The sequence below is a fragment of the Sphingomonas sp. AAP5 genome (assembly GCF_004354345.1).
Taxonomy (GTDB): Bacteria; Pseudomonadota; Alphaproteobacteria; order Sphingomonadales; family Sphingomonadaceae; genus Sphingomonas; species Sphingomonas glacialis.
Genome location: NZ_CP037913.1, coordinates 3900356 through 3923800, shown reverse-complemented (window position 1 = coordinate 3923800; position 23445 = coordinate 3900356). Strand labels below are relative to the sequence as shown.

Below are 23445 nucleotides of genomic sequence, written 5' to 3'. Positions count from 1 at the left end.
AGATCCGGCTCCGCGAACGGCGGCTTCGGCTAAAAGCGGACTTTCCCGACGCATCCCACCGCTGCCAGTTTAGGCGGCGACGGCGAGCGGCGGCACGCGCATCTTGATGATCTCGGCCGCGATGCGCGCCATGCTGCGCAGGTTGATGACGACCTCGGAAGTGACAACCCTGGGCTTGGCGTCGATCAGGCAGATCGCGCCCAGATTTGTGCCGTCGTATACGATCGGCTGGCCAACGTAGGTGCGAATGCCGCCTTCACATGTGACTAAGGCGTTTCCGGCGAAGCGAGCATCGGTCGCGGCGTTCGCCACCACAAATGTCTCGCCAGCGCACAAGGTCCAGTTACAAAAGCCGAGATGGCGCGGCATCGCGCAGCGGGCCATGTTATGAGTTGCCTTAAGCCATTGCCGATCGCGGTCGATAAAGGTGATGATCGCGGTTGGGAAATCTGTGGTAGCGCCCAGGTGCGCGACCAGCAGATCTAGCTGTTCGTCCGGCGTCTCGCTGGCCAGGCCAATGCGCCGCAGCAAGGCTAGCCTTGCCTGTTCATCAATTGGGATCGGAAAAGCGCCAGGGCGCATTACGGATGCTACTGACTCGTCAGGCAAGCTCCGTTCGGCTGCGACTGGTAACCCCCTAAGGGCGGTGCGAGGCTTCGACCGGGCGAGTATCGCTTGTATTCTGCTGCAGAACTTGGCGGGATCCTGCGACAGATCCTTCTTGTGGATACATGCATCGGCGCCGGCCGCCTCCAGGCTGGCGGCGATGGCGGGGCTGTCGAACGCCTGGCCCGAGACGATGACCTTCCGAACGTCGGTCAGGTCCGCGATCATCTCGAGCAGCTTGCGTCCGTCGATATAGGGCATGCAAAGGTCGATGGTGACGAGGTCGGGCCGCATCTTACGGATCAATTCAGCCGCGGACTGTGCGTCGGACGCCAGGCCCACCACGTCAAACCCGAGCCGCAGCGAGAAGATCTGCTCCAGCGCGGCCTGCATTGTCCGTGAGTCGTCGACGACAACGACCCGTTTGCGCCTATTCGTAGTTTCCTTAGAAAACTTCATGACGCCCTCCCTCGATGATAGCGTGATGCACCGAAGAGAGGGGGCGGGGTATCTACGGATTCCACTGTATAACCGGAACGGGTTCCTGATCCGGTCTTTCGGTCAGGCCCGCTTTTTGCGCGCGTCGATCCGGTGTTCGATCTCGGCTAGCATGTCCGCCGTGCGGAAGGGTTTGCGCAACACGGGGATGCCGTCGATCTGGTCCACCTCGGCCGCCAGTTCCTCGGCGAAGCCGGTCATCAGCAGGATCGGGAATGAGTGGCCGCGCTCGACCAGCAGCCTGCTCAACTCAACCCCGGTCATGCCCTCACGCAGCCGGATATCGGACAGCAGCATCGCCGGGGTCAGGCCGCCATCGACCAGCGCCATGGCCTCCTCGGCCGAGGCGACGGCTTCCACTGCATAGCCGGCACGATCCAGATGCAGCGTCAGCACCTTGCGAATCTTGGCCTCGTCCTCAACAAGCAGTATCCGCTGGCGCGCATCAGCCTCAGTTGCGGATCGGATCGCGGGCTCGTCAATCGGCAACAGCATGTTCACCGTTGTGCCGACCCCCGGCGTGCTGTCGATGGTCACATCGCCGCCCGACTGCTTGACGAAATTGTATACCATCGCCAGCCCTAAGCCGTTGCCGCGCCCGTCCGACTTCGTCGTGAAGAACGGTTCGAACGCCCGCGCGACGGTGGCGGCATCCATTCCGGTTCCGCTGTCGCTGACCGACACCATCGCCACCGTGCCCAGCTTGGGGCCCGCGTTGATGCGACGGCGTGTGGCGATTCGGATCGTGCCGCCGTCCGGCATAGAGTCGCGCGCGTTGAGCACGAGATTCATCAGCGCCGTCTCGAAGAGAGTGCGATCCAGACGGACGCGGCCGACTGCGGCGCTTAGATCAGTCTGTACGTTCACACGCTCGCTGATCGTGCGTGCCAACAGCGCCACGATGTCCTCGATCGCGGAATTCACCTGTACGTCGACCAGTTCGCCATTCTCACCACGCGCATATTGCAGCATCCGGGTGACGAGCTTGGATCCGCCATCCGCGGCTTCCATGATGTCCAACGCGGCATCGCGCGTCATAGATTCATGTGGCGCCTCGCCGGCGATGATTTCTGCGTTGCCAAGGATCAGCGCCAAGATGTTGTTAAAGTCGTGTGCGATGCCGCCCGACAGCTTGCCGATCGCCTCCATCCGTTGCGACTCGCGTAGGCGTGCCTCGAGTTGGCGACGCTCCGTGACGTCGGACTGCGTACCCATCCAGAACCGGCCATTCTCGCCATCGTCGAGCAACGCGAGCGACAGCTCGTTCCAGAACGCGCTGCCGTCCTTGCGGTAATTAAGGATTAGCCCATCGAACGACCGTTCGGTCGCAAGCGCGGTGCGCATCGCCGCCATCGTTTCGACACTCGTCTCCGGCCCGGCTAGAAAATTGTAGCTTCGGCCGACCACCTCTGACGCGGCATAGCCCGTCAAAGTGGAGAACGCCTCGTTGACGAAGATGATCGGGTGACCTTCGCGACTTGCGTCGGCGATCACTACGCTTTGACGAATGGCGCTCAGGGCGAGTTCGCGAACGCGGGCGATATCATATTCCTTGCGGCCACGCACCGCGCCGGGTCGTGCCGAATCTTTGAAGGGTAAGGTCGTCACGATAAAGCAGTCCGCTTTTGACGGGGTGTTCGGAGCATAACCCGAAAACGCTTAAAAATCCAGTCTTCGCGATTTCTTTAACCTACATTTAGTTTCGAACTGCGACAGTTCAAACAAAAGGGGAAGCCGATGCGCGTCTATATAATCGACGACGACCCGCTGATACGGCGCATGATAGCGCGCATGATCGCGGGCGAGGAGGCACAGTGGGAGGAGTTCGGATCCGCCGCGGCGTTCCTAGAGGCGCTCGACACGCTGCCCATCGGCTGCGTCCTGCTCGATATCGGCCTGCCGGACCAACACGGCCTTGAGGTGCTCAACCGCATCGTCGCGAGACGCCCGTTTCCGGTAGTGATGGTATCGGGCAGTTCCGACGTGAACGATGCGATCGGATCGTTTCGCGGCGGAGCGATGCACTTCATCCGCAAGCCATTCAGTCGCCAGCAGTTGCTGGATACGCTGGCCGAGGCATGGACGGTCGGACTGGAACGCACGGCTGCGGCCGAGCGCGAGGCGGCGGCGGGCCGCATACGGCTGACTGCCCGCGAGAAGACCGTCCTGGAAGCAATGACGAGGGGCCATCAAACGAAGCTGACTGCTTGGCAGCTTGGTCTCAGCGTGCGCACAGTCGAGATGCACCGGTCGAACATCCTTACGAAGCTTGGCGCCCGCAATGTGGCGCATGCTGTGGCGATCACGCGGTCGCTGCACCTGTTGCCAGAGGCTGCGTCGCTGGCGTGAACAGAGGAGGCCTGCATCTTGCCCCCGCCTACAAGCGTGTGTGGCTGGCGGCCGCAAGATCTTCGGCCATCGAGTAGCCCAGCTGGCATCGGTGAGGAGAGGGCCAAGGCGCGCTCGCTCCTAAATTTGGCGACGTGGAGACGGGACCGCTGCTGTTGGCGGGATTTTCGGTTCCTGATGCCGTCGCGATTTGCCTATTGGCCGGGAGTGGGCGGTAGCCGTCCGGCAGCTTTCCGGCGCAAACGGCGGTTCCTGTCCGGGGCGGTCGTTCGGTGCTTCGCTCGGGAGCGGCCGGGATTGGTCGACTGCTGCCGAAAGTGGGGTCGGCGCTTCTTGGTCAATTTCCGACGGATCATTAGAGGCGCTTCAACGACAGCTATTTGCACTCTGTCCCCCGAGCCAGCCAATAATCGATCATCGCAACTCAAGCCATTCGTCGATCGAGCCGGTGATCTGACAAGGCACACCTTGCGACATTGGTAATCGAATTCGAGATCGGCGCGGAGAGTTTCGAGATACGCAGCTACAATGCCAGCCCGGCTAGAGCCTCGGCTGCAGCATGACGACTAAGATGGCCGTAATGCCTCTCGATCATCTCAGCGCTCGTATCGCTGATCTGGGCCACTGCCAGCAACGGCAGGCCCGCGTTCACTAGGTCGGTGATCGTACTGTGACGCAATGTGTAGGCGGTCGTACCGATCGGCAGCTTAGCAGTGACGACCGCCTCAGCAATCGGTCTTTTCCAAGTTTCCTTGTCCCACCGCTTGCCGTTGCCGCGTGCCAGTAAGGGCTTGTTTGGAAGCCGTCCTTTCGTCTGCCCAGCGAGAAGTTTGGCGGCAGCAGTGGGAACGAGAATGCGGCGGGGCTTTCCACTCTTGTCCTTGCCGATGCTTAATTCTGATGTTCGCTTATCAAAATCGCCAACAATCAGGCCCGATACCGCACCTGGCCGCAACGGGAGCAGACAGAGCGTTCGTACAAAAGGTTCAATTTCCGCGTCGATGTTTTCCAGAAGCGCCCGCCGCTGATTGCGGTCTAAATAAAGGGTCCGCTGCCGATCAGCATTACGGATCGCCTTCAAGGCCGCTTGCCACGCCGCTTCCGTATTCGGCGCACCCGGTGCAAGCACCGTGTTCAGGGCTGCACGAAGCATTGCCATATCGCGATTGATCGACGACGGCGCTCGATCCCGGGTCACCTGCGGACCCTTTTTGCGCAGTGTGACCTGCGCAGGCTTATTCTCCAGGCGTTGGCGCCACGCGTTTAGATGATGTCTGCGAAGCTTCGCCAGTTTCACCCTGGCAATCGGGTCCGAGTAGACATGGCGTGTGAAGCGCCCCTTCGCGTCCGCATGCGACACTGCATATCGCTGGCAGGCTTCCTCCATGGTTTCAATTTTTTCCTCAGTATATCCGCCAGCTTCCACAATCGCAGCGAACGCTTCCGCTTCCCTCTTCGCATCGGAGAAGCGATCCCGTGCGGGAAGCGTGCCAAAGACGCCAATGGCCTTGAGACGATAACTGCGCTGGTCTTCGTCGTAGGCGCGCGCAATCCACGTCCCAGCGCCCTCTCGGGCGGATGGTCGATAACCGAGGAAGCAGCCGGGCCGGATCCGCTGCCAATGCGGCTCACGCTGGCTCGAGAGCGATTCCCGTTCCTTCACCTTGCTCAGGTCCAAAGCCACTACCGGTCTCCCGCTTTCGTTCCGTACGGAAAACGTACGGAAAACATGGTCGGAATAAGCTGGACTGATTGAGACAAGAAATCAAGATATCGTAGTAACTTATAGATTTCAGGAAATCTCAAAAGCCCCCATTTCTTTGCACTCCGAAGGCAGAGGCCACTGGTTCGAATCCAGTCGGGTGCACCAAACTTACCAACAGGTTAGCGGGATACGCTGTCGTCGTACGGAGGCCGTACGCAAAACACTGTTGGACAATTGCGCCTCAATCCGCGCGCGCCACGACGAATCGTAGGGCGCAGCCGGTTGCAATTCCGTCGGGGTCCACTCTCACTCGCCTACGCGGCAAAGCCCTTGGTCGGACCGTCACCATAAGCGAATGCAGATGCGGGGAAATTGACGGAACGATAGCAATCGGTACCGCATTGCCCCGACTGCTTCCTCGTGACATGCTGCGACCCGAGATCGCTGCGGGAGAGTATGTTGAGCAACCATCGCAAGCCGGTGCAAGCGCGGTCACGCAAGACCTACGAACTGTTGCTCTCCGCCGCCGAGACGCTGCTTGAGGAGGTCGGCGTGGAGCGCATCTCGACGAATCTGATCGTCCAGCGCGCGAACCTGACCGCGCCCGCCTTCTACCGCTATTTCGATGACAAATATTCCGTGATCGAGGCGCTGGCCGAACGGCTGATGCAACGACAGAACACGGCGCTGACCGCGTGGGTCGCGCGCTATCGCGACAAAGGCTATGACGTGCTGGTCGATCGTGCCGAGGAACTGGTGCGCGAGATGGACACCATCACCCGGCAGCAGCCTGGCGCGATCTGGATCATGCGAGCGCTCCGCGCGGTCCCGCGGCTCGCGCATGTCCGGCTCGCCTCGCACCATTTCGTTACCGACCTGCTGACCGACGTTTACGCCACCTACTTGCCCGGCGTTGCGCGCGAACGGATCCGACGCCGGACCCGACTCGCCGTCGAGATCGCCTATTCGGTCGACGAGATGCTCAAGGAGGATCGCAACGATGAAGCGGAGGTGTTCGAAGACCTGAGCTATATTTTCCGCTCGCTCTATTATCATCCCGACCTCGCGGTGCCGCCGCCTGCACGCGATGCGAGCGCGGAGACAATTCCCGCGCTGTCATAAAAACGATATTAAAGACTATCATACGCGGCCTCGACACGAATCAGTTGGGGCGCAGACATGATCCATTCCATCGCTCGTTCTGCGGTGTTCGCCACCTTGTTGGCCGGCACCGCGATCACCACGCCGGCGTTGGCGCAACAGGCTACCGACCCCAAAGCGGCAGAGCCCGACAAGACTCGCGTAGCCGATGGCGACGACATCGTCGTGACCGGCCGCGCCGGCACGTCGCGCCAGCGCAAGGTCGAGACGAGCTATGCGATCTCGACGATTTCGGACCAGGACCTGCGCGTCCGCGCGCCGATCGGCGTCGCCGAGGCGCTGAAACAGGTTCCCGGCTTCTACAGCGCGCCGACGTCGGGCGAAGTCTCGGGCGGGGTGCGTGTGCGCGGTATTCCGAGCGACGGGTATCAGACCGTCGCGCTGCTCGAGGACGGCATCCCGATCCAGGGTGATCCCGGTCTCGGTTGGCTCAACGGCGACCAGTCGCTGCGGATCGACCAGAGTGTCGAGCGGATCGAGGTGGTGCGCGGCGGGCCGTCGGCGATCTTCTATTCGAATGCGCCGGGCGCCGCGATCAACTTCATCACGCGCAAGGGCGGCGACACGCTCGAGGGGCTCGTTCGCTACGAGGCGGCAAGCTACAATTCGCACCGTGTCGACGGCTGGATCGGCGGACCGATCGGCGCGAGCGGGTGGCATGTCTTCGCTGGCGGCTATTACCGCGTCTCGGACGGCCCGCACAATTCGGGCTTCACCCAGGATCGCGGCGGCCAGTTCCGCGTCAACGTGTCGAAGGCGTTCGAGCGCGGCGACATCACCTTCGGCGTCAAGCGGATCGATGAGCGCGTCGGCTATTGGGGCGGCGGCATCTATCAGGCCAACGCCAATGGCACGCCGAGCAACGTCGTCGGCCTCGACAACAAGGTCGACAATATCGTCGGCCCCGACACGCGCTATTTCAACTTCCTGACGCCGAACGGCGCGGTCAAGTTCGACGATGGCGTCGGCAGCAGCGTCAAGCTGACGCAGTTCAGCTTCCAGGCGCATTACGACATCAGCGACGCCTTCAAGGTCGAGGAGAATGTCCGCTATCGCACGAGCTGGACGCAGCGCAACAGCATCACCCCGTACACCGTCGCCGCATCGGCGAGCGCGCTGCTGACCAGCACCTTCGGCAAGCCCGCGGCGGGGACTGGCTACGCCTTGCTGTATCGCGACAGCGGGGCAGCGTTCAACCTCGTCAACCAGAACGGCAACGGGCTCGCGCTGATCGATCTGGCGCGCACGCACACCGTGCCGCTCGACGAGTTCATCACCGACACCCGGCTGGTGGGCAAGGTCGATCTGCTCGGCACGCACAATCTCGCGTTCGGCGTCTATTATGCGCGCGAGCAGGAAGATTATAACGCGCTCAGTGCCGCCGTGCTGACCGACGTGAAGGCGCATGCCGAAGTGCTCGATGCCTATCTCGTCGATGCGAAGGGCAACAAGCTCTTCAAGATCAGCGACAATGGCGTGATTCAATATGGCGCCGAATTTGCCAATGCGAGCGGCAGTTCTGACAATATCGCGGCCTATGCCAGCGACGAGTGGCAACTGACCCCAAAGTTCCGCCTCGAGGGCGGCGTGCGCTACGAGCAGATCAAGACGCGCGGGCAGGTCGAAGGCACCAAGAAGGTCAATCTCGGCCAGAGCCCGACCAGCGCCGATGACTCGGTCGGCGTCGGCACCGGGGTGTTCACGCCCTTCTCGCGCAAATACGATCATGTCGGCTGGACCGCCGCCGCCAATTATCAGGCGCGCCCGTTCTTCGGCGTGTTCGCGCGCTACACCGACACGTTCCGGCTGCCTGCGGTGTCGAGCTTCATCACCAACGCCAATGCAGCGCCCGTCGTGCAGACGCTCAACATGCTCGAAGGCGGGATCAAATATTCGCGCGGCAAGGTCGATCTCTACGTCACCGGCTTCCGTACGGTGTATAACAGCTACGCGATCAGCGACTATCAACGGCTTGCCAACGGCCTGTTGTCGCCGGTCACCGTCTATGGCGACACCAAGACCACCGGCACCGAAATCGAGGGGACGTGGCGGCCGACCAACTGGTTCGATCTCCACGCATCGTGGACCTGGCAGGACAATCGCTTCAGCAAGTTCGTCTACACCAACAGCGCCGGCGTGCTGACCGATTATTCGCACCACAAGGTCAACGGCGTGCCCGACAACACCTTCCGCATCACGCCTGGCGTGACGCTGTTCGACCGCAAGGTCCGGCTCCAGTCGGACGTCAACCATGTCGGCGCGCTCTATACCGATGTCGCCAATCAGATCCGGTTGCCAAGCTATTGGTCGGTCGATTTCGCCGCGCAGTTCCAGCTCACCCCCAAGCTGCAATTCGGGCTGATCGTGGCAAACGTCACCAACGCCTTCGGCCTGGTCAACGGCAATCCGCGCGCGGGCACGATCGACAGCAGCCAGGCCGGGCAGCCGGTCTATATCGGCAGCTCGCTCTACCAGCGGAACTATCGCGGGTCGCTCACCTACCGCTTCTGATGCGTCTGCGCGGCGTGAGCGATCACGTCGCGCGTCGCTTTGCTTCGAAAGGATCCTGCCGTGCGTATTGGTCTCCCCCTGCTGGCGCTCGTCCTGGCGCAGACTCCGCTGCTCGCCGCGCCGGGCGACGCGCCGCGCATCCCGCCTGTCGCCAGCCTGAGCGACGGGCAATGGCTCAAGGGCGATTTGCATCTGCATTCGCGCCACAGCAAGGATTCGACCAACAATCCCGAGGCGAAGATCATCACGTTCGCCGAGGATACCGGCTTCGACTATCTCGGCATCACCGATCACGACAATCACGTCGCGGGCGACGTCGCGCACAACACGTGGAGCGACCCCGAATTCACCTCCAAATCGGTGATCCTGCTCTACGGCGCCGAATGGACCACCGAGCGCGGCCACGGCAACGTCTTTTCGGCCAAGCCCTATGACCATCGGCGCCTGTTCGACGTGCGCGACGCGCGCGATGCGAAGATCCTCGCGGTCAAGCAATCGCTCGGCATCCATCTTTCGGGCAACCATCCCGCGGGCAAGGACCATTGGGGCTTCAGCTTCGACTTGCTCGATTCGCTCGAAGTGTGGAATTCGGCGATCTGGCCCAACAACGCCGCAGCGATTCTGATCTGGGACGACATGCTCAAATCGGGCCGCAAGCTGACCGGACGCGGCGGCAGCGACTCGCATCATGGTACGCCCGACACGCCCGAACAGAAGACATCGCACACCGCCGAGCGCAGCGCCAACTACGTCGGCACGCCGACCACCTGGGTGTTCGCCAGGACGCGCGACGCCAAGGGCGTGGTCGATGCGCTGACCAACGGCCGCGTGTCGATCAGCGCCAACCCGTACGATCCGCGCGTCGAGCTTCGTGCCGATCGCGACGGCGACGGGCGGATCGACATGATGATGGGCGACAATGCGCGCCCGACCGGCAAGCCCGTCACGTTCCAGGTGCGGCTCGTCGGCGGTGGCGTGAAGGGTGCGGTCTATCACATCCGCGTGATCAAGAACGGCGAGCCGCTCGGCGCCTATGACACCGATCCCGCAAGCAACGCCGTCAGCTTCACCGATACGCCCGCCGCCACGGGGCGCAGCTATTACCGCGTCGAGGTCGAAGGCCCGCAAACACCCTATCCGCAAGTGCCGGTATCGACCGTGCTGAGCGGCAAGATGATCGCGCTGTCGAACCCGATCTATTTCAATTTCGATCCTGACTTTTGAACCTGCCTGTCAGGCGGCGTTACCGATCGGCGATTGTGGATCCGTGCTCGGCGGCGCGAGGCCTTCGAGCACGGTCGGGATCAGTTCGGAGACCGTGGGATGGATCGGCACCGCCCAGCGCAGCACGTCGATCGGCTGATCCGCGTTCATCATGTCGAGGATGCCGTGGATCGCCTCGTCGCCGCCTGTCCCGAGGATCGCCGCGCCAAGGATACGCTTGGTCTCGGCGTCGGCGACGATCTTGATCATCCCCTTGGTCTCGCCTTTTTCGACCGCGCGGCCGACGCGCGTCATCGGGCGGTTGGCCACCAGGATCGGCCGGCCTGTCTCCGCCGCCTGCGTTTGCGTCATGCCGACGCGCCCGAGCGGCGGATCGATATAGAGCGCATAACCCGGGATCCGGTCGCTGACCTTACGGTCCTCGCCGTCGAGCAGATTGGCGGCGACGATCTCGAAATCGTTATACGCCGTATGCGTGAAGGCACCGCGCCCGTTGCAATCGCCGAGCGCCCAGATGCCGCGGACATTCGTCTGCAAACCGTCATCGACAGTGATATAGCCGTGCGCGTCGGTCTTCACGCCTGCCGCATCGAGCCCGAGATCGTCGGTATTGGGCCGCCGCCCGACCGCGAGCAGGACATGACTCCCGACCACGACGGGCGCGCCGTCATGGCAATCGACCGAGACCGCCACCCCGGCGTCGTGCGGCGCAAAGCCGATGCAGGTCGCCCCCGCGCGCACGGCAATCCCTTCGTCCTCGAGGATCTGGCGGACCGCATCGGAAATCTCCGGATCCTCGCGCGCGATCACGCGATCGCCGCGCTCGACGACGGTTACAGCCGCGCCGAAGCGGCGGTACATCTGCGCGAATTCGAGGCCGATATAGCTGCCACCGACGATCACGAGATGCTCGGGCACATGCGCCAGCGCGACCATGTCGGTATTGTCGAGATGCGGCACATCGCCGACCCCCGGCATGTCGGGCACCGCGGCGCGACCGCCGACGTTGAGGAAGATCCGCGGCGCCGAGAGCGCCTCCCCATCGACCTCTACGGTGGTCGGCCCGGTCAGGCGCGCATGGCCGCGGAGAAACGTCAGCCGCTCCATCTTTTCGAGCCAGCGCTCGTTGCCGCCACGCGCGTCGAGCGTCACCTTGTGCGCACGCGCCGCCACCGCGGGCATGTCGATCGTGACTGGCCCGACCTGCACCCCGAAATCGGCGGCACGGCGCGCGAGATGCGCAGCATAGGCGCTCGCCACGAGCGTCTTGGTCGGCATGCAGCCGGTGTTGACGCACGTTCCGCCGACGAGCTTGCGCTCGATCAGCGCCACGGTCATGCCCGCCGCGGTGAGCCGCCCGGCGAGCGGCGGCCCGGCCTGCCCGGCGCCGACGATGATCGCGTCGAACGCGCGGGTCACAGCGCGAAGACCACGGCGACGGCCAGCGCGAGCGCGATGGCGTCTTCGGTGAGCGCGGCCGGAAGGTCTCGCCCGAATGCCAGTGCCAGGCGCGTGCGCAGCGCGGCCCCGCCGAGCGTGCCGACCACCGCGCCGAGCAGCCCAAGCCCGAGCCCGACCAGCGGCATCGCGCTCGCCACGCCGATCGCCGCGCCCGACACCCCGCCGCTCACCAGCCGCGCGCCGAACGGTCCAGCCAGTTTCCGGCTCGGCGTGGTCGGCAAGACATCGCCGACGCACTCACCGAGCGCGAGCAGCGACGCGATCCACGGCGTGAAGCGCCAGCCGAAAAAGGCGAGCCAGCTGCCCTCGAGCGCCAGCCCGCGCGCGGCGGCGGCCCAGGCGATCGCCGCGGGCGCGAGCATCGTACGCGACCCCGCGACGATACCGATCAGGAACGCGAGCACGATCATAAAGCGAGTCCTGCGCGAGAGAAGGCCTGTCCCTCCCATGCGCGCCGCGCGCGGTCAAACGAGTCCTAGCTTTCCTCGATGCGGCGCTCGCCCTCGGGGAGCAGCGAGAGTTCGCGCCAGTCGATTTCTTCCTGCAGGCGATAATAGCTCTCGTCGCCGATCGCGTCGTCGACTCGCAGCGCCTCGAGCCGTTCGCGCTCGGCAGCGATCCCCGTGAGGCCGACCTTGCGATAGGGCTTCTCCGCCGAAGTGCCGAACAGCGCATAGGCATAGCGGAACTGCTCGGGATCGCGCCCCGGCGCACCGTCGAGCGCCGCGGCGCCCGCCGCCGCCAGATCGCGCCGCGCATCGGCGAGTTCGCGGTCGACATCGTCGACCGAGTCGAGCCCGAGCCAGCGGATCAGCGGCGCAAGCGTCATTCCCTGGACGATCAGCGTCGCGAGCACGACCGCAAAGGCGGTGAGCACCACGACATCGCGCTGCGGGAAGTTCGCCGGCAGCGCAAAGGCGGTCGCGAGCGTGATCAGCCCGCGCATCCCGCACCACGAGACGAACACACCCTGCGCCAGCGTCGGCGGGGTGAGATCGCCGCGCACAGCCGCAAAGCGCCGCGCGAGCAGGTTCCACGCCATCACGACGACGATCCGCGCGCCGATTACCGCGAGGATCACGACGCCGGCGACCGCGAGCGAATCCCACAAATGCGCTGCCGTCATCCGCCCCACGATCAGCCGCGCCTGCATCCCCATCAGCAGGAAAGCGAGCACGTTGAACAGGAACACCACGGTCGCCCACACCGCGAAGCTGTGGACGCGCATCCGCGGCGACCCGCTGCCGCCCGACCGCGCGATCGTCATCGCGCAGCCGACCACCGCGAGCACGGGCGAGAGGTGCAGATGCTCGGCGACGATCCACACCGCGAAGGCGTTGATGAATTGCAGGATGTTGCCGCCGAGTGTCCCCGCGACGAACTTGCCCAGCCACTGGAACACGAACGCGCTGGCAATGCCGAACACGATCCCGCCGGGCGCCGCGAACGCGAGCTGCAGCGCGACCCCCGAGCCGAAGCCGCCATTCGCCTGCACAGCGAGCGCCGCGCCGAACAACAGCAGCGCCGTCGCATCGTTGAACAGGCTCTCGCCCTTCAACACCGCGATCGTGCGCTTGGGGAGCGAGACCGTGCCGAGCACCGCGGTCGCCGCCGCTGCATCGGGCGGCGCGACGATCGCCCCGAGCGCCACCGCCGCGGCGAGCGGCAGGCCGACGAACGCGACGCCGATCCACGCGACGGTCGCAGTAGTGACGAGGATCGCCCCGACCGCGAGGATCGACAGCGGGCGCCACAAGCGCTTGGCCGCATGGAGCGGAAAATCGAACGCCGCGTCGAGCAGCACCGGCGCAATGAACAGCGCAAGCACCGTACCGGGGTCGATCGCGATCGTCGGCGCACCCGGAACGAAGGCGATGACCACGCCGCCGAGCGCGAGAATCGCGGGATACGGCAGATTCAGCCGCCGCGCTGCCTGGAGCGAGACGATCGCTGCGAACAGCAACGCCAACAGGCTTTCGAAAAAGGTCATGGCGCGAGCGTATCAAGCCGCGCGCGCCGTGTCAGGCCCGGCGCAACCGACGCGGCGCGCAGCCCGCGCCGCTTAATGAAGCAGGCCCGCAGCGCGCAGCGCACGCGCGATGATCGCCTGCACCGCGTTTGCCGAATCCTCGGGCTGCGGCGTTCCCCGTCCGGCGGGTCTTCTGGTCGTCCGATCGTTCGGCCGCGTCGCCTGCGCCTCGCCCGTCAATCCCCAGGCATCGGCGATCATCCGGCTGCTCGAAAGCCCGACATCGAGCATATAGGGACCGGCCTGCCCCAGCTGCTCGGGCCCCGATGGATCGATCGGCACGCCGTGGCCCATCCCCGCGACATTCCACTGCTCGACCGCGGCGCGCCCCGATGAATCGCGCCACACGCGCTTTTGCCAGGTCGCGCCGGTCTTCGTCTCGCTCGGTGCGTCGGGCAGGCCGTGCACGGTCCGCCATTGATCGGCGAGTTGGTCGGCATTGGCGGGGACGACGGTACGATCGGCATCGCCGTGCCAGATCGACACGGCGGGAAGCCGCTGCGCCACGCCAGGCGCAGCACCGCGCACCACATCTGCCGCAACGGCTGCACTGTCGGCACCGTGGCCGCGCATCCGGTCGAGCGCCTGCAACATGCTCGTCGCGCCGCCATAGGGCAGTCCCCCGATGATCGCGCCCGCCGCGAACAGATCGGGATAGGTGGCGAGCATTACCGCCGTCATCGCGCCACCCGCCGAAAGACCCGTCACGAAGATCCGGCTGCGATCGATGCGGTGCGTCGCGACCATCGACTCGATCATCTGCGCGATCGATTCGGCCTCACCACCCGTGCGCGCGATGTCGCTGCGTTCGAACCAGTTGAAGCACAGGTTCATGTTATTGGCGCGGCGCTGTTCGGGATACAGCAGCGCAAACCCCGCGCGATCGGCCAGCGTCGACCAGCCGCTGCCTTGATCGTAGCCCGCGGCATTCTGCGTGCAGCCGTGCAACACGACGACCAGCGGCGCATTCGGGCGCAAATCGGGGGGGAGATAGCAATGCGCCGCGAGCGCGCCGGGATTGCTTCCGAAATTCTCGAGCGACGCGAGGCGGCTCGGCACTTCAGGGGGATGGGGCGCGTAGGGATGCGCCGCCATGCGCGCGATAGTGTCTGAAATGCGCCGCATGATCGGCCTCTTGGGTAACGCCTGCAGGTGCTGGCCGGTCCTTGAAGATAGGGATTATGCTGCACTGCACAATAACAAAGGTTTGGAAATACGTCGCAGTGGATGGGCCACCCACACCGCGATCGCCGATTATTCGGTCGGATCAGGACAGCCGCGCAAATTGATGGCGTCGTATTGGGCGAGCAGCCGGCCGACTTCGGCGATGGTCGTTTCGAGCTCGTGCCGATGGCGTTCGGTCACGTCTTCGGTGGGAATGCCATTGCGACCGTCATGAACCGAGAAGCCGTTTTCGATCAGCCAGAGCGCATCGCTTGCGCGCGAGCGTTGGCGGCGCAGATGCATCGCCCATTGCTCGATAAGGCCGGAAGGCACGAGGCGATCGATTTCACTCAAGATCTGTCGTTCGATTGTCTTCATCCCCAAGGAGCGTGTCGCCACCGTGCCCGAGCGGCACGATGGCGACCTGGCATTACTTGCCGCGCAGCGTGTTCATCACGGCGAGGCCTAGCACGCCGACCAAGGCTGCCGTAGCATACGGCCGGTCGCGCGCGAAGGTGCGGACCTTGTCGACCAGCGGGCCGGGGTTCGAGACGGCGTCCATCGCCGCGCCGGCAACCTGCTTGGCATTCCCGACGACCTGGTCGGCGACGCCCGAGCCCTGCAGCGAGGTGTCACCCGTCAGCTTGCCTGCGGCTTCCTTGATGGTGCCACCGAGATCCTGAGCTTCACCCTTGAACGACGTGCTATTCATAACTGACCTTTCCATGCGCTCTGCCGGTCTTGGCGCGCGTGCGGCGATAACGAGCATTTGGCATAGAAGGTCCATCCACCGCCGCACTGCGCTGGAAAAGCCGCGCATCGTTCCTATTTCTCCGTATCGACAACGGGATACGGACATGGCGAACGGTTGGGCGCAGGACGGCGCGGTACAGGATCAGATCGACGATACGGTGGCGGACGCCGTTTTGGCGGCGCGCGCGCAGCTTCTGGCGGGCGAAGCGGCGCGCTATTGCGAGCAATGCGGCGATGATATTCCCGAAGCGCGCCGCGAGGCGCTGCCCGGTGCACGCACCTGCATCGCGTGCCAGGCCGAACGCGATGCAAAGATCCGCAGCGGCGGTATCAACCGGCGGGGCAGCAAGGACAGCCAATTGCGCTGATCCCGCGTATCCCCAGGTCGCTTCCACCATCGCCGCGAACATCCCCCTGCGAAACGGCGTTTGCAGTCGCGCGCGACATTGCCGATAGGGCCACACCGCGATCGGCGACGGTAAGGGGTGAGATGACGATGAACGGCTTGAAGGCGCTGGCCATGCTGCTGGCGCTCTGCGCGGTTGCCCCAGCGGCAGCGCAGCCGCGGCAGCGCACGATCCTGTTTATCGGCAACAGCTTCACGCAAGGGGCCCATTCGCCGGTGCGCAACTGGCATGCCGGCAGCGTCGTCGATCTCAATCGCGACGGTTATGGCGGCGTGCCGGCCTTGTTCAAGGAATTCACCGAGGAGGCCGGGCTCAATTACGCGGTCAGCCTCGAGACGCAGGGCGGCCAGTCGCTGGCGTTCCATTTCGATGAACGCCGTGCCTTGTTCGAGCGCGCCTGGGATGTCGTCGTGCTGCAGGAATTCAGCACGCTCGACCGCGAACGGCCGGGTGATGCGAGCAGCTATCTGCGCAGCGTGCCGCGTCTGGTGGCGCTGTTCCACGGCTATAATCCGGCGGTGCAGATCGAATTGATGGCGACGTGGAGCCGAGCCGACGAGACCTATCGCCCCAAGGGTCACTGGTACGGCCGCCCCGTCACCGCGATGGCGCTCGATCTGCGCGCCGCCGCCAATCGCGTGCGGGCGGCGACACGCGGCGTGTCGGGCGTGTTACCGGTCGGCGAGGCGTGGAATCGCGCGATCCAGACCGGCGTAGCCGACGCCAACCCCTATGACGGCGTGGCGTTCGGCAAGCTCGATCTGTGGAGCTACGACCAGTATCATGCGAGCGTCTATGGCTATTATCTCGAAGCGCTGGTCGTGTTCGGCCGGATCACCGGGGTCGACCCGCTGACGCTCGGCAAGGATGAAAGCGCCGCCGACGAGCTTGGCCTGTCCCCCGCGCAGGCGACCGCGCTGCAACGCGTCGCGCACGACCAGCTCGCTGCCGAAGGCCGTCCGCGACGCTAGCCGAAGCGGCTAGGGGCGGACTTCGCCCTGATCCTCGCCGTTCCAGTAATGCACCCGTTGGGCGTGGACCTTGATCAGCACGAGGCCCGGCGTGTCGACACCCTGTGCAAACCAGCGCTCGAGATCGGGATTCCAATGCTTCGCGAACACCGCTTTGTCGCGGATCAGTTCGGCCTGGCCAGCCACGGCGATGAACAGCGGCGGCTTGCCGAGTAGCCCCGAATTGCCGTGCAGCGTCAACCCGACCTTGGGGTTTGCCGCAATCTCGTGGACGCTATGCGTGTCATCAAGCGCAAAGAAGTAGCTGTCGCCGTCATAATCGACATCGGCATTGTTGCTCATCGGTCGCGCGGCGAGACCACCATCGGGCGCAACCGTCGTCAGCATCGTGAAGTCGATCTTGCGCATCGCTGCGGCAAGATCCTTTAGGGTCATCGTCACTGGCGGCTCTCCTGCTGGTTTGACAGGATAACCGGCCGTAGCGACGCGGGTTCCGCGATCGTCTCGAGCAAAACGGGCCGGGCGCCGGGCGCGAGCAGCGGACGTCGACAATCGACCCACCGTCACCCCCGTGAAACCCGGAAACTATCCCGATCGCGCAAAAGGCGCCTGACGCTCATTGCGCGGTAAGCCGCAGGATCCGCGCGCGTTTCGGGCGCGGGCGGAGCGAGTCCTGCGCTTTCCAATAGAGCGCGATCGCACCGATACGCAGCAGATCCGGCGCGCCCGACCCCGGTTGGCCCGTGACCGAAACGCTCCGCGCCCGCCGCACGCGCATTCCTGGCGGCACGCGCCGCCAGCGCGAGGCGAGGTCATCCGCTGCGCCGCGGCCGTCCGACCGGATCATGTCGCGGCGACAGCGGAGGCAATGGCTGAACGCGAAGCGTTGATTGCGTTGCAGATTGAGCGCCGGCACATGGCCGAGCAGCAGACACAATATCGCCATGAGTGACCTCCTTGGTGACCTGATGGGTTTGTAACAACGCTGCGAGCGTGACGAGGTCCGACGGCCCATGCGCGAGCACGCTTTCGAGATCCCAAAGCTCGAAGCACGCGCCGCTCGCTACCAGCAGAGCCGCAGTCCCGATCCCGCCGCGCTCGCGCATCGTCGCGGGAAGCTGCAACATCCCGTCGGGCGCGAGGGGCGCCGTATCGACAAAACCATAGGTCCGGCGCAGCTGATGGTGATCGTGAAATGCGCGCGGAGATTTGGCGAACCGCTCGGCAATTTCGAACTGGCGTTGCAGGACGTAGACCCGATCAAACGCGATGAGGCAGGGAGATTCCTCGTGCAGGCCAATGAACAGGAATTCGTCGATGCAGCGCGATCGCGAAGTTTCGAAGAAGCGGCGCGGCAGCATCAATTCTCCGCCAGGCGTAACCTCGCACAGCGCGCTGCCAATGTACATTTCTTGCATCGCCTGATCCCTTGCCTAAGCAAGAGAATGGTTAATGCCGAAAACCGATACTTTGAAATATCGTAAGATTACCAATCTGATTCCCCCATGAGAGATAAATGCTTTGTTTGTTAAGATCCTACCGCCCTGAAAATGACGACGTCGACGCACATTGTATTTTTACCATATCAACACCAGCGACCGAGCCAGAGCATGGGGAAGCGCAGGACCCGCCCAAAATGGCCTGATGTCTTGGTGAATAGAAAACATCTTCGACACCCCAACCCGCCCCCCGGCGGTCCTCCCGATCAGGCGCCGGAGCACAGTGCGTTCTCGTAACGCGACGCTGTCGGTCGGAAATTTTTTATTCGCCTTCGCGCATTCGGCCGACACGACACGATCAAATGTCGACTCGATTTTGCGGGTCTTTGCGCATATGGCCACGCCGCAGCGCTCCCGGAGAAGAGCGCCGACGTCACGGATACGGTCGATCAACGAGACCGTTGCCATAAAGTCACACACCCAAACCATCGCGCTTCGACCGAGGAACTCTGACGTTCCCGCCGGGTTGAACCGCCACTTGTCAGCATTTCAGAGGCTCATCCATGTACAAACTTCTCACCGCGTCGCTCGCAGCGACCCTCCTTTCGGCCGTTCCCGCGCTCGCGCAGGACGCCGCCGCACCGATGGCAACGCAGGACACCACGGCAGCAACCCCCGCCGAGGCAGCAGCCAAGAGCACCTCGGGCAGCTTCCGCGGCTTCCGCGTCGAAGGCAATTTCGGTGGCGATCGCTTCCAGTCGCAGGGCGTGCACCGCGACAAGTTCGGCTACGGCGCGTCGGTCGGCTTTGACGGCCAGCTCGGCGAGCGTTTCGTCGTCGGTCCGGAAGCGACCTACTGGCGTTCGAACAACTGGAGCGAGAACTGCACCGGTGCCGCCGGCGGCGCGCTGTGCACCAAGTCGTTCGAGGAACTGGGCGTTGGCGTCCGCGCGGGCATCCAGGCGACCCCGCAGTTCCTTATCTTTGGTAAGGGCGGCTATGTGAACAACCAGCAGCGCAAGCGCTTCACCTCGCCCGTCGCCGGTCGCAGCTTCTACGATCGTTACTCGACCGACGGCTATCAGCTCGGTGGTGGCGTCGAATACGGCATGGGCAGCCGCTTCTCGGGTCCGCTCTCGGGCCTCTACGTTTCGGCGCAGTACGTCTATTCGCAGTATTCGGACCACACGTCGCGTCAGCGCATCATGGGCGGCGTCGGCCTCCGCTTCAAATAAGGTCCAGTCGGGCAGCGGCGATCACGCCGTTGCCCGGATCAGATCACGTCGACGGGCGCTCTCGCAAGAGAGCGCCCGTTTTCGTTGGCGCAGCGACGCGAGCGGAATCAGCCGGTGATGCGGAGCGCGCGCCGGCCAGTGACGTCGTGCCGCTCCTCGATGCGCGCACCGGGAATAGCCACGCCCCGCTCCTCGCCGTGTGGAAGCACGATCGTCAGCGGATACGCATCGGCGGCATCGATGGTGAGCGTGATCGCGTCGGCGGTACACTGCCCTGTAATGCGCCAAACGCGCGGTTCTTCGCGTGTTTCGTCATCCTCAAAGGCGCTGACGGTAAAATCGCCCTCCCCGACTGGCGGGAACAGCCACAACCCGCGATCGCGTGGCGCGGGCGCGAAGCCGCCCTGCGCAAGATCGACGAACATCGCCGAACCGGCGCGCGCGAACAGCGGCGGATTGCCCGCAAGCGGCGCGTCGACCTCGATCACGGCGCCGCCGGCATGGCGCGTCCCGCTCCACACGTCGTACCAATCGTCGCGCCCCGGAAGCCGCACGGTGCGCGTCGCGGCACCGTGCTCGACGACGATCGCCGCGAGCACGTCGCGCCCGAGCATATGGTCGTCGCCGTCGATCCAGGCCGCCGCATCGCCGGGATGATCGAGCCATACCGGCCGGACGATCGGCTCGAAATCATGGCTGTAGCGCAGCAGGAGATCGCCGAAGAACGGCAGCAACGTCTGCCGCAACGCCATCAAACGCTGGATCGCGGGGAGCGCCTCGGCATGCATCCACGGTTCGTTGACGCTGCGGTCGTCGTTCCAGCTGTGGATGCTGAATCGCGGCATCAGCACGCCGGCTTGTACCCAACGCACCAGCAGTTCGGCATCGGGCGGCGGTCCGGCAAAGCCACCGACATCGTGGCCACTGTTCGAGATCCCCGAAAGCGCGAGCCCTAGGCCCATTTTGAGATTGTAGCGCAGCGTCTTCCAGTCGGTGCGATTGTCGCCCGACCAAGTCTGTGCGTAGCGCTGCAGGCCGGTCATCCCCGACCGCGTCACGACATAGGGCCGCCTGCCCGGCGCATGCGCGATCTGCGCGGCACGCGACGCGCGCATCATCAGCAACGCCTGCAGCGGCAGCGCTTCGGCCGCCGCGCGCGGGGTGCCGAAGCCGTGGATCCGCGCGCGCGTGTCCCACACTTCATATTCGTTATTGTCGTTCCATGTCGCTTCGATGCCGGTGTCGAGCAGTGCTGTCGTCACCTGCGCCTTCCACCACGCCGCAGTCGCCGGGTTGGTGAAGTCGAGGTAGACGCCGGGCGCGTCCCAGAATTGCGCCTGGGTTTCCACGCCATCCGCGTCCGCGACCAGCAAACCGCCTTCGCGCACCTCGTCGATCAGCGGATGATCGAGCAGCATCGCCGGCTTGATGTTGGGGACGAGCCGCACGCCCGCATCGGCATAGCTTTTGACGAAGGCGGCGGGATCGGGAAACTTGTCGCGGTTCCAGTGGAAGACGTAGCGCTTGTCGCCGATCGAGGTGTAGCCCGACGACAGATGAAACGACGTACAGCCGATGTCATGCTCGGCGAGCTTGGCGGTGAAGCTCTGCATCTGCACGGCGGCATCGGGCGCATCGGTGTAGGTCATCGTCGAGCCCGAATAGCCGAGCGACCAGGCCGGCATCAGCGCGGGGCGCCCGGTCAGCCAGGTAAACCGTTTGGTCACCGCGAGCGGGTCGGGGCCAGCGATCATCCACAGATCGACATCACCGTGATCGGCGACGACGTGGCGGTACGGCCCGTGATAGTTATCGAGTTCGCGACCAAAATCGTAGGTGACGCGCGCGAGCGTGTCGTGGAATTCGCCGTGGCAGCGGCCGGCAGCATCGGCGACGAGCACGTAGGGAATCGCCTTGTAGAGCGGGTCGCTCAGTTCGGCGTCATAGCCCATCGGATCGAGACTGGTGAGGCGAAAGCGGCGGCCGGTGCGGTCCATCGCGCCCGCGCGTTCGCCCAGCGCAAAATGGCGATCGCCCGCGCGGCGCTCGAGAAAGTGGTGCGCGCGGCCGTCCCACCAGCCGAAATCATACGCCTGGGTCGGGCGGTCGGCGGCGATCGGCTGCCAGGCCGCGCCGTCATACTGTTCCCAGCGGCAGTGCAAGCCGTGGAGCGCGATCGTCACGCGGATCCGCGCGGTCGCGACGACGAGCGTGCCGTCGGTCTTCTCGACCAAAGCCTCGGGGCAAGCGAAGCCCGCGACGTCCATCCGGTCGCGCCCGGGTTCCGCGATATCCTCGGCCCCCGCGGCGATCGCCCAGCTCGGCGGGCTCGTCACCGTGCCGTTCGCGAGCAGCAGGAGGCGGACGATATCGTCCTCGAGCACGAACAGATGCGCCACCGCGCCAGTATCGGCGGTGAGCGTGATCCGTCCGCGCGCGCGCTCGGTCAGCGCGAACAGCGGCGGATTGGCGATCGTGGCGCGTCTCATGCCAACTCCCTCGACTCAGGCACTTCGGGTAACGTCAGGCGGCTGACGAAGACGATCAGCACCGCTGCACCGATCAGGTCGAACACGGCGAGCGCGCCGAACAACGGCGCATAGCCGACCGTATCCGCCAGCTGACCGATCAGCAGCGAGAAGAGCAGCCCGCCGATCCAGCCGGCCTGCCCGACAAACCCGTTGGCGGTGCCGACTTCCTCGGGCGTGAAGACATCGGCCGACAGCGTGTTGATCAGCACCGAGATCATCTGGTGCGCAAAGCCGCCGATGCAGAACAGCGCGATCGCGGTGTACGGGCTCGCGGCGAGGCCGATACAGCCCGGCGCGATCATCAACACCGCGGCAAGGCTGATGCCGAGCACGCGTGACGGGATCAGCCGCATCCCGAAGCGCTTGATGAAAAACGGCGACAGATACCCGCCGAGCACGCCGCCGAGATCCGCCGCTAGAAACGGCAGCCACGCGAACAAGGCGATCTGCTTCAAATCCATCCCGCGCTCGGTCGCGAGGTAGAGCGGGATCCAGAAGCTGAAGGTCTGCCACGCGGGTTCGGCGAGGAAGCGTGGCACCGCAATCACCCAGAATTTCGCGCTGCCCAGGATCTCCTTCGCGCTCGCGCGGCGCGCCGGGACGAGCGGGCGGTCCTGCGCGATCATGGCGCGTTCCTCGGGCGTGATCGACGGATGGTCGTTCGGCGAGCGATAGAAAGCGTACCACGCACCCGCCCACACCAGGCCGACCGCGCCGGTCACGACGAAGGCCAGCCGCCAGTCGCCCCACAGCGTCACCGCGACGACGATCGGCGGCGCGATCAGCGCGCCGAGCGACGTGCCGGCGTTGAACCAGCCCGTCGCGACCGAACGCTCCCGCGCTGGAAACCATTCGGCGATCGCCTTCATCCCCGACGGGATCGCCGCCGCCTCGCTCATTCCGAGCAAGGCGCGGAAGAAAGCGAGGCTCAGCCAGCCGCCCGCCAGCGCGCTCAGCATGTTCGCGGCCGACCAGGCGACACCGAAAAAGGCGAAGCCAGCGCGCAGCCCGAAATGATCGACGATATAGCCGGCGACGGGCTGCATCACGGTGTAGGCAAGCTGGAACGCCCCGACGACATAGCTGTATTGCTGCGTCGACATCGCGAAACTCGCCTTCAGCTGCGGGGCGAGCACGCCGAGCGAATTGCGGGCGAGATAGTTGGCGATCGTGCCGACGCAAATCAAACCGACGATCCACCACCGCAGACGCCGGATCTTCATGCGGTCAGCGTCCACGCCATGCCGTGCAGAGCGTCCTGATCTTTCGCCGGAAGTGGCGTGTCGGCAGCCAAATCTCGCCCCCACGCGGTGGCGATGACGCGCGCGTCCAGGATCTTCACGATGCGTCCCTCCCCGACATTATGCCGAGGAAGCTAGACAGATCGGTCCGCGCTGTCCA

At 64.6% G+C, this 23445-nt stretch carries 22 protein-coding genes; 8 read left to right on the top strand and 14 right to left on the bottom strand.

Going from position 1 to position 23445, the window contains the following annotated elements; all coding sequences use genetic code 11:
- Positions 1-69: 69 nt before the first annotated feature.
- Together E2E30_RS18255 and E2E30_RS18250 are read right to left on the bottom strand one after the other, a co-directional pair.
- Positions 70-1065, bottom strand: coding sequence for a response regulator (locus E2E30_RS18255; RefSeq protein ID WP_133191775.1), 996 nt, complete (start codon positions 1063-1065; stop codon positions 70-72).
- Between the two features lie 102 nt (positions 1066-1167).
- Positions 1168-2712 carry an ATP-binding protein gene (locus E2E30_RS18250; protein ID WP_133191774.1) on the bottom strand — a complete coding sequence of 515 codons (1545 nt, stop codon included), beginning with the start codon at positions 2710-2712 and terminating at the stop codon, positions 1168-1170.
- Positions 2713-2841: 129 nt separating this feature from the next.
- Here E2E30_RS18250 and E2E30_RS18245 point away from each other — a divergent pair, with 129 nt between their 5' ends.
- Entirely contained in the window at positions 2842-3453 is a 612-nt protein-coding gene (locus tag E2E30_RS18245; protein WP_133191773.1) for a response regulator transcription factor, read from the top strand.
- Between the two features lie 523 nt (positions 3454-3976).
- Here E2E30_RS18245 and E2E30_RS18240 read toward each other — a convergent pair.
- Positions 3977-5137, bottom strand: coding sequence for a tyrosine-type recombinase/integrase (locus tag E2E30_RS18240; protein WP_133191772.1), 1161 nt, complete (start codon positions 5135-5137; stop codon positions 3977-3979).
- 477 nt (positions 5138-5614) lie between these two features.
- Here E2E30_RS18240 and E2E30_RS18235 point away from each other — a divergent pair, with 477 nt between their 5' ends.
- The 3 genes from E2E30_RS18235 to E2E30_RS18225 are packed head-to-tail and all read left to right on the top strand — an operon-like array spanning position 5615 to position 10054.
- Positions 5615-6280, top strand: a complete 666-nt coding sequence (locus E2E30_RS18235; protein ID WP_240698982.1) for a TetR/AcrR family transcriptional regulator — start codon at positions 5615-5617, stop codon at positions 6278-6280.
- A gap of 57 nt (positions 6281-6337) precedes the next feature.
- Positions 6338-8830: a TonB-dependent receptor gene (locus E2E30_RS18230; protein WP_133191770.1), complete on the top strand. Its 2493-nt coding sequence runs from the start codon at positions 6338-6340 to the stop codon at positions 8828-8830.
- A gap of 60 nt (positions 8831-8890) precedes the next feature.
- Positions 8891-10054, top strand: coding sequence for a CehA/McbA family metallohydrolase (locus E2E30_RS18225; protein WP_133191769.1), 1164 nt, complete (start codon positions 8891-8893; stop codon positions 10052-10054).
- A gap of 9 nt (positions 10055-10063) precedes the next feature.
- Here E2E30_RS18225 and E2E30_RS18220 read toward each other — a convergent pair whose 3' ends face one another.
- The 6 genes from E2E30_RS18220 to E2E30_RS18195 all read right to left on the bottom strand — a co-directional run bounded on the left by E2E30_RS18220 (position 10064) and on the right by E2E30_RS18195 (position 15420).
- The gene (locus E2E30_RS18220; RefSeq protein WP_133191768.1) at positions 10064-11473 is read right to left on the bottom strand and encodes an FAD-containing oxidoreductase; all 1410 of its coding nucleotides are present in this window, start codon (positions 11471-11473) and stop codon (positions 10064-10066) included.
- Positions 11470-11925 carry a DUF4126 domain-containing protein gene (locus E2E30_RS18215; protein WP_133191767.1) on the bottom strand — a complete coding sequence of 152 codons (456 nt, stop codon included), beginning with the start codon at positions 11923-11925 and terminating at the stop codon, positions 11470-11472. Before E2E30_RS18215 ends, E2E30_RS18220 begins: the two co-directional genes overlap by 4 nt.
- A 65-nt stretch (positions 11926-11990) precedes the next feature.
- A complete protein-coding gene (locus tag E2E30_RS18210) occupies positions 11991-13505 on the bottom strand; it encodes a cation:proton antiporter (RefSeq protein WP_133191766.1) in 1515 nt (504 codons plus the stop codon).
- A 72-nt stretch (positions 13506-13577) separates the two neighbouring features.
- Positions 13578-14669 (bottom strand): extracellular catalytic domain type 1 short-chain-length polyhydroxyalkanoate depolymerase, encoded by a 1092-nt coding sequence (locus tag E2E30_RS18205; protein WP_133191765.1) that lies wholly within the window; start codon positions 14667-14669, stop codon positions 13578-13580.
- 129 nt (positions 14670-14798) lie between these two features.
- Positions 14799-15086, bottom strand: a complete 288-nt coding sequence (locus E2E30_RS18200; RefSeq protein ID WP_240698981.1) for a hypothetical protein — start codon at positions 15084-15086, stop codon at positions 14799-14801.
- 52 nt (positions 15087-15138) lie between these two features.
- Positions 15139-15420 carry a CsbD family protein gene (locus tag E2E30_RS18195; protein WP_133191764.1) on the bottom strand — a complete coding sequence of 94 codons (282 nt, stop codon included), beginning with the start codon at positions 15418-15420 and terminating at the stop codon, positions 15139-15141.
- A 145-nt stretch (positions 15421-15565) separates the two neighbouring features.
- On the opposite strand from E2E30_RS18195, the gene E2E30_RS18190 reads away from it, so the two are divergent.
- A complete protein-coding gene (locus E2E30_RS18190) occupies positions 15566-15829 on the top strand; it encodes a DksA/TraR family C4-type zinc finger protein (protein ID WP_133192187.1) in 264 nt (87 codons plus the stop codon).
- A gap of 122 nt (positions 15830-15951) precedes the next feature.
- Complete coding sequence (locus E2E30_RS18185; protein WP_133191763.1) at positions 15952-16839, top strand: DUF4886 domain-containing protein; 888 nt, start codon at positions 15952-15954, stop codon at positions 16837-16839.
- A 9-nt stretch (positions 16840-16848) separates the two neighbouring features.
- Here the strand turns inward: E2E30_RS18185 and E2E30_RS18180 are convergent, their stop codons facing one another.
- Positions 16849-17274 carry a pyridoxamine 5'-phosphate oxidase family protein gene (locus E2E30_RS18180; protein WP_133192186.1) on the bottom strand — a complete coding sequence of 142 codons (426 nt, stop codon included), beginning with the start codon at positions 17272-17274 and terminating at the stop codon, positions 16849-16851.
- 181 nt (positions 17275-17455) lie between these two features.
- Complete coding sequence (locus tag E2E30_RS18175) at positions 17456-17785, bottom strand: hypothetical protein (RefSeq protein WP_165954562.1); 330 nt, start codon at positions 17783-17785, stop codon at positions 17456-17458.
- Positions 17786-17852: 67 nt separating this feature from the next.
- Between E2E30_RS18175 and E2E30_RS20845 the strand changes: the two genes are divergently transcribed.
- On the top strand, positions 17853-18323 hold the full coding sequence (locus E2E30_RS20845) for a hypothetical protein (protein WP_165954561.1): 471 nt from the start codon (positions 17853-17855) through the stop codon (positions 18321-18323).
- A gap of 518 nt (positions 18324-18841) precedes the next feature.
- A complete protein-coding gene (locus tag E2E30_RS18165) occupies positions 18842-19513 on the top strand; it encodes an outer membrane protein (protein ID WP_133191760.1) in 672 nt (223 codons plus the stop codon).
- 107 nt (positions 19514-19620) lie between these two features.
- Here the strand turns inward: E2E30_RS18165 and E2E30_RS18160 are convergent, their stop codons facing one another.
- The 3 genes from E2E30_RS18160 to E2E30_RS21155 are packed head-to-tail and all read right to left on the bottom strand — an operon-like array spanning position 19621 to position 23386.
- Entirely contained in the window at positions 19621-22002 is a 2382-nt protein-coding gene (locus tag E2E30_RS18160; protein WP_133191759.1) for a glycoside hydrolase family 31 protein, read from the bottom strand.
- Positions 21999-23267 carry an MFS transporter gene (locus E2E30_RS18155; RefSeq protein ID WP_133191758.1) on the bottom strand — a complete coding sequence of 423 codons (1269 nt, stop codon included), beginning with the start codon at positions 23265-23267 and terminating at the stop codon, positions 21999-22001. Before E2E30_RS18155 ends, E2E30_RS18160 begins: the two co-directional genes overlap by 4 nt.
- Positions 23264-23386, bottom strand: a complete 123-nt coding sequence (locus E2E30_RS21155; RefSeq protein ID WP_272482937.1) for a hypothetical protein — start codon at positions 23384-23386, stop codon at positions 23264-23266. The genes E2E30_RS18155 and E2E30_RS21155 overlap by 4 nt, the downstream gene beginning before the upstream one ends.
- Positions 23387-23445 lie beyond the last annotated feature (59 nt).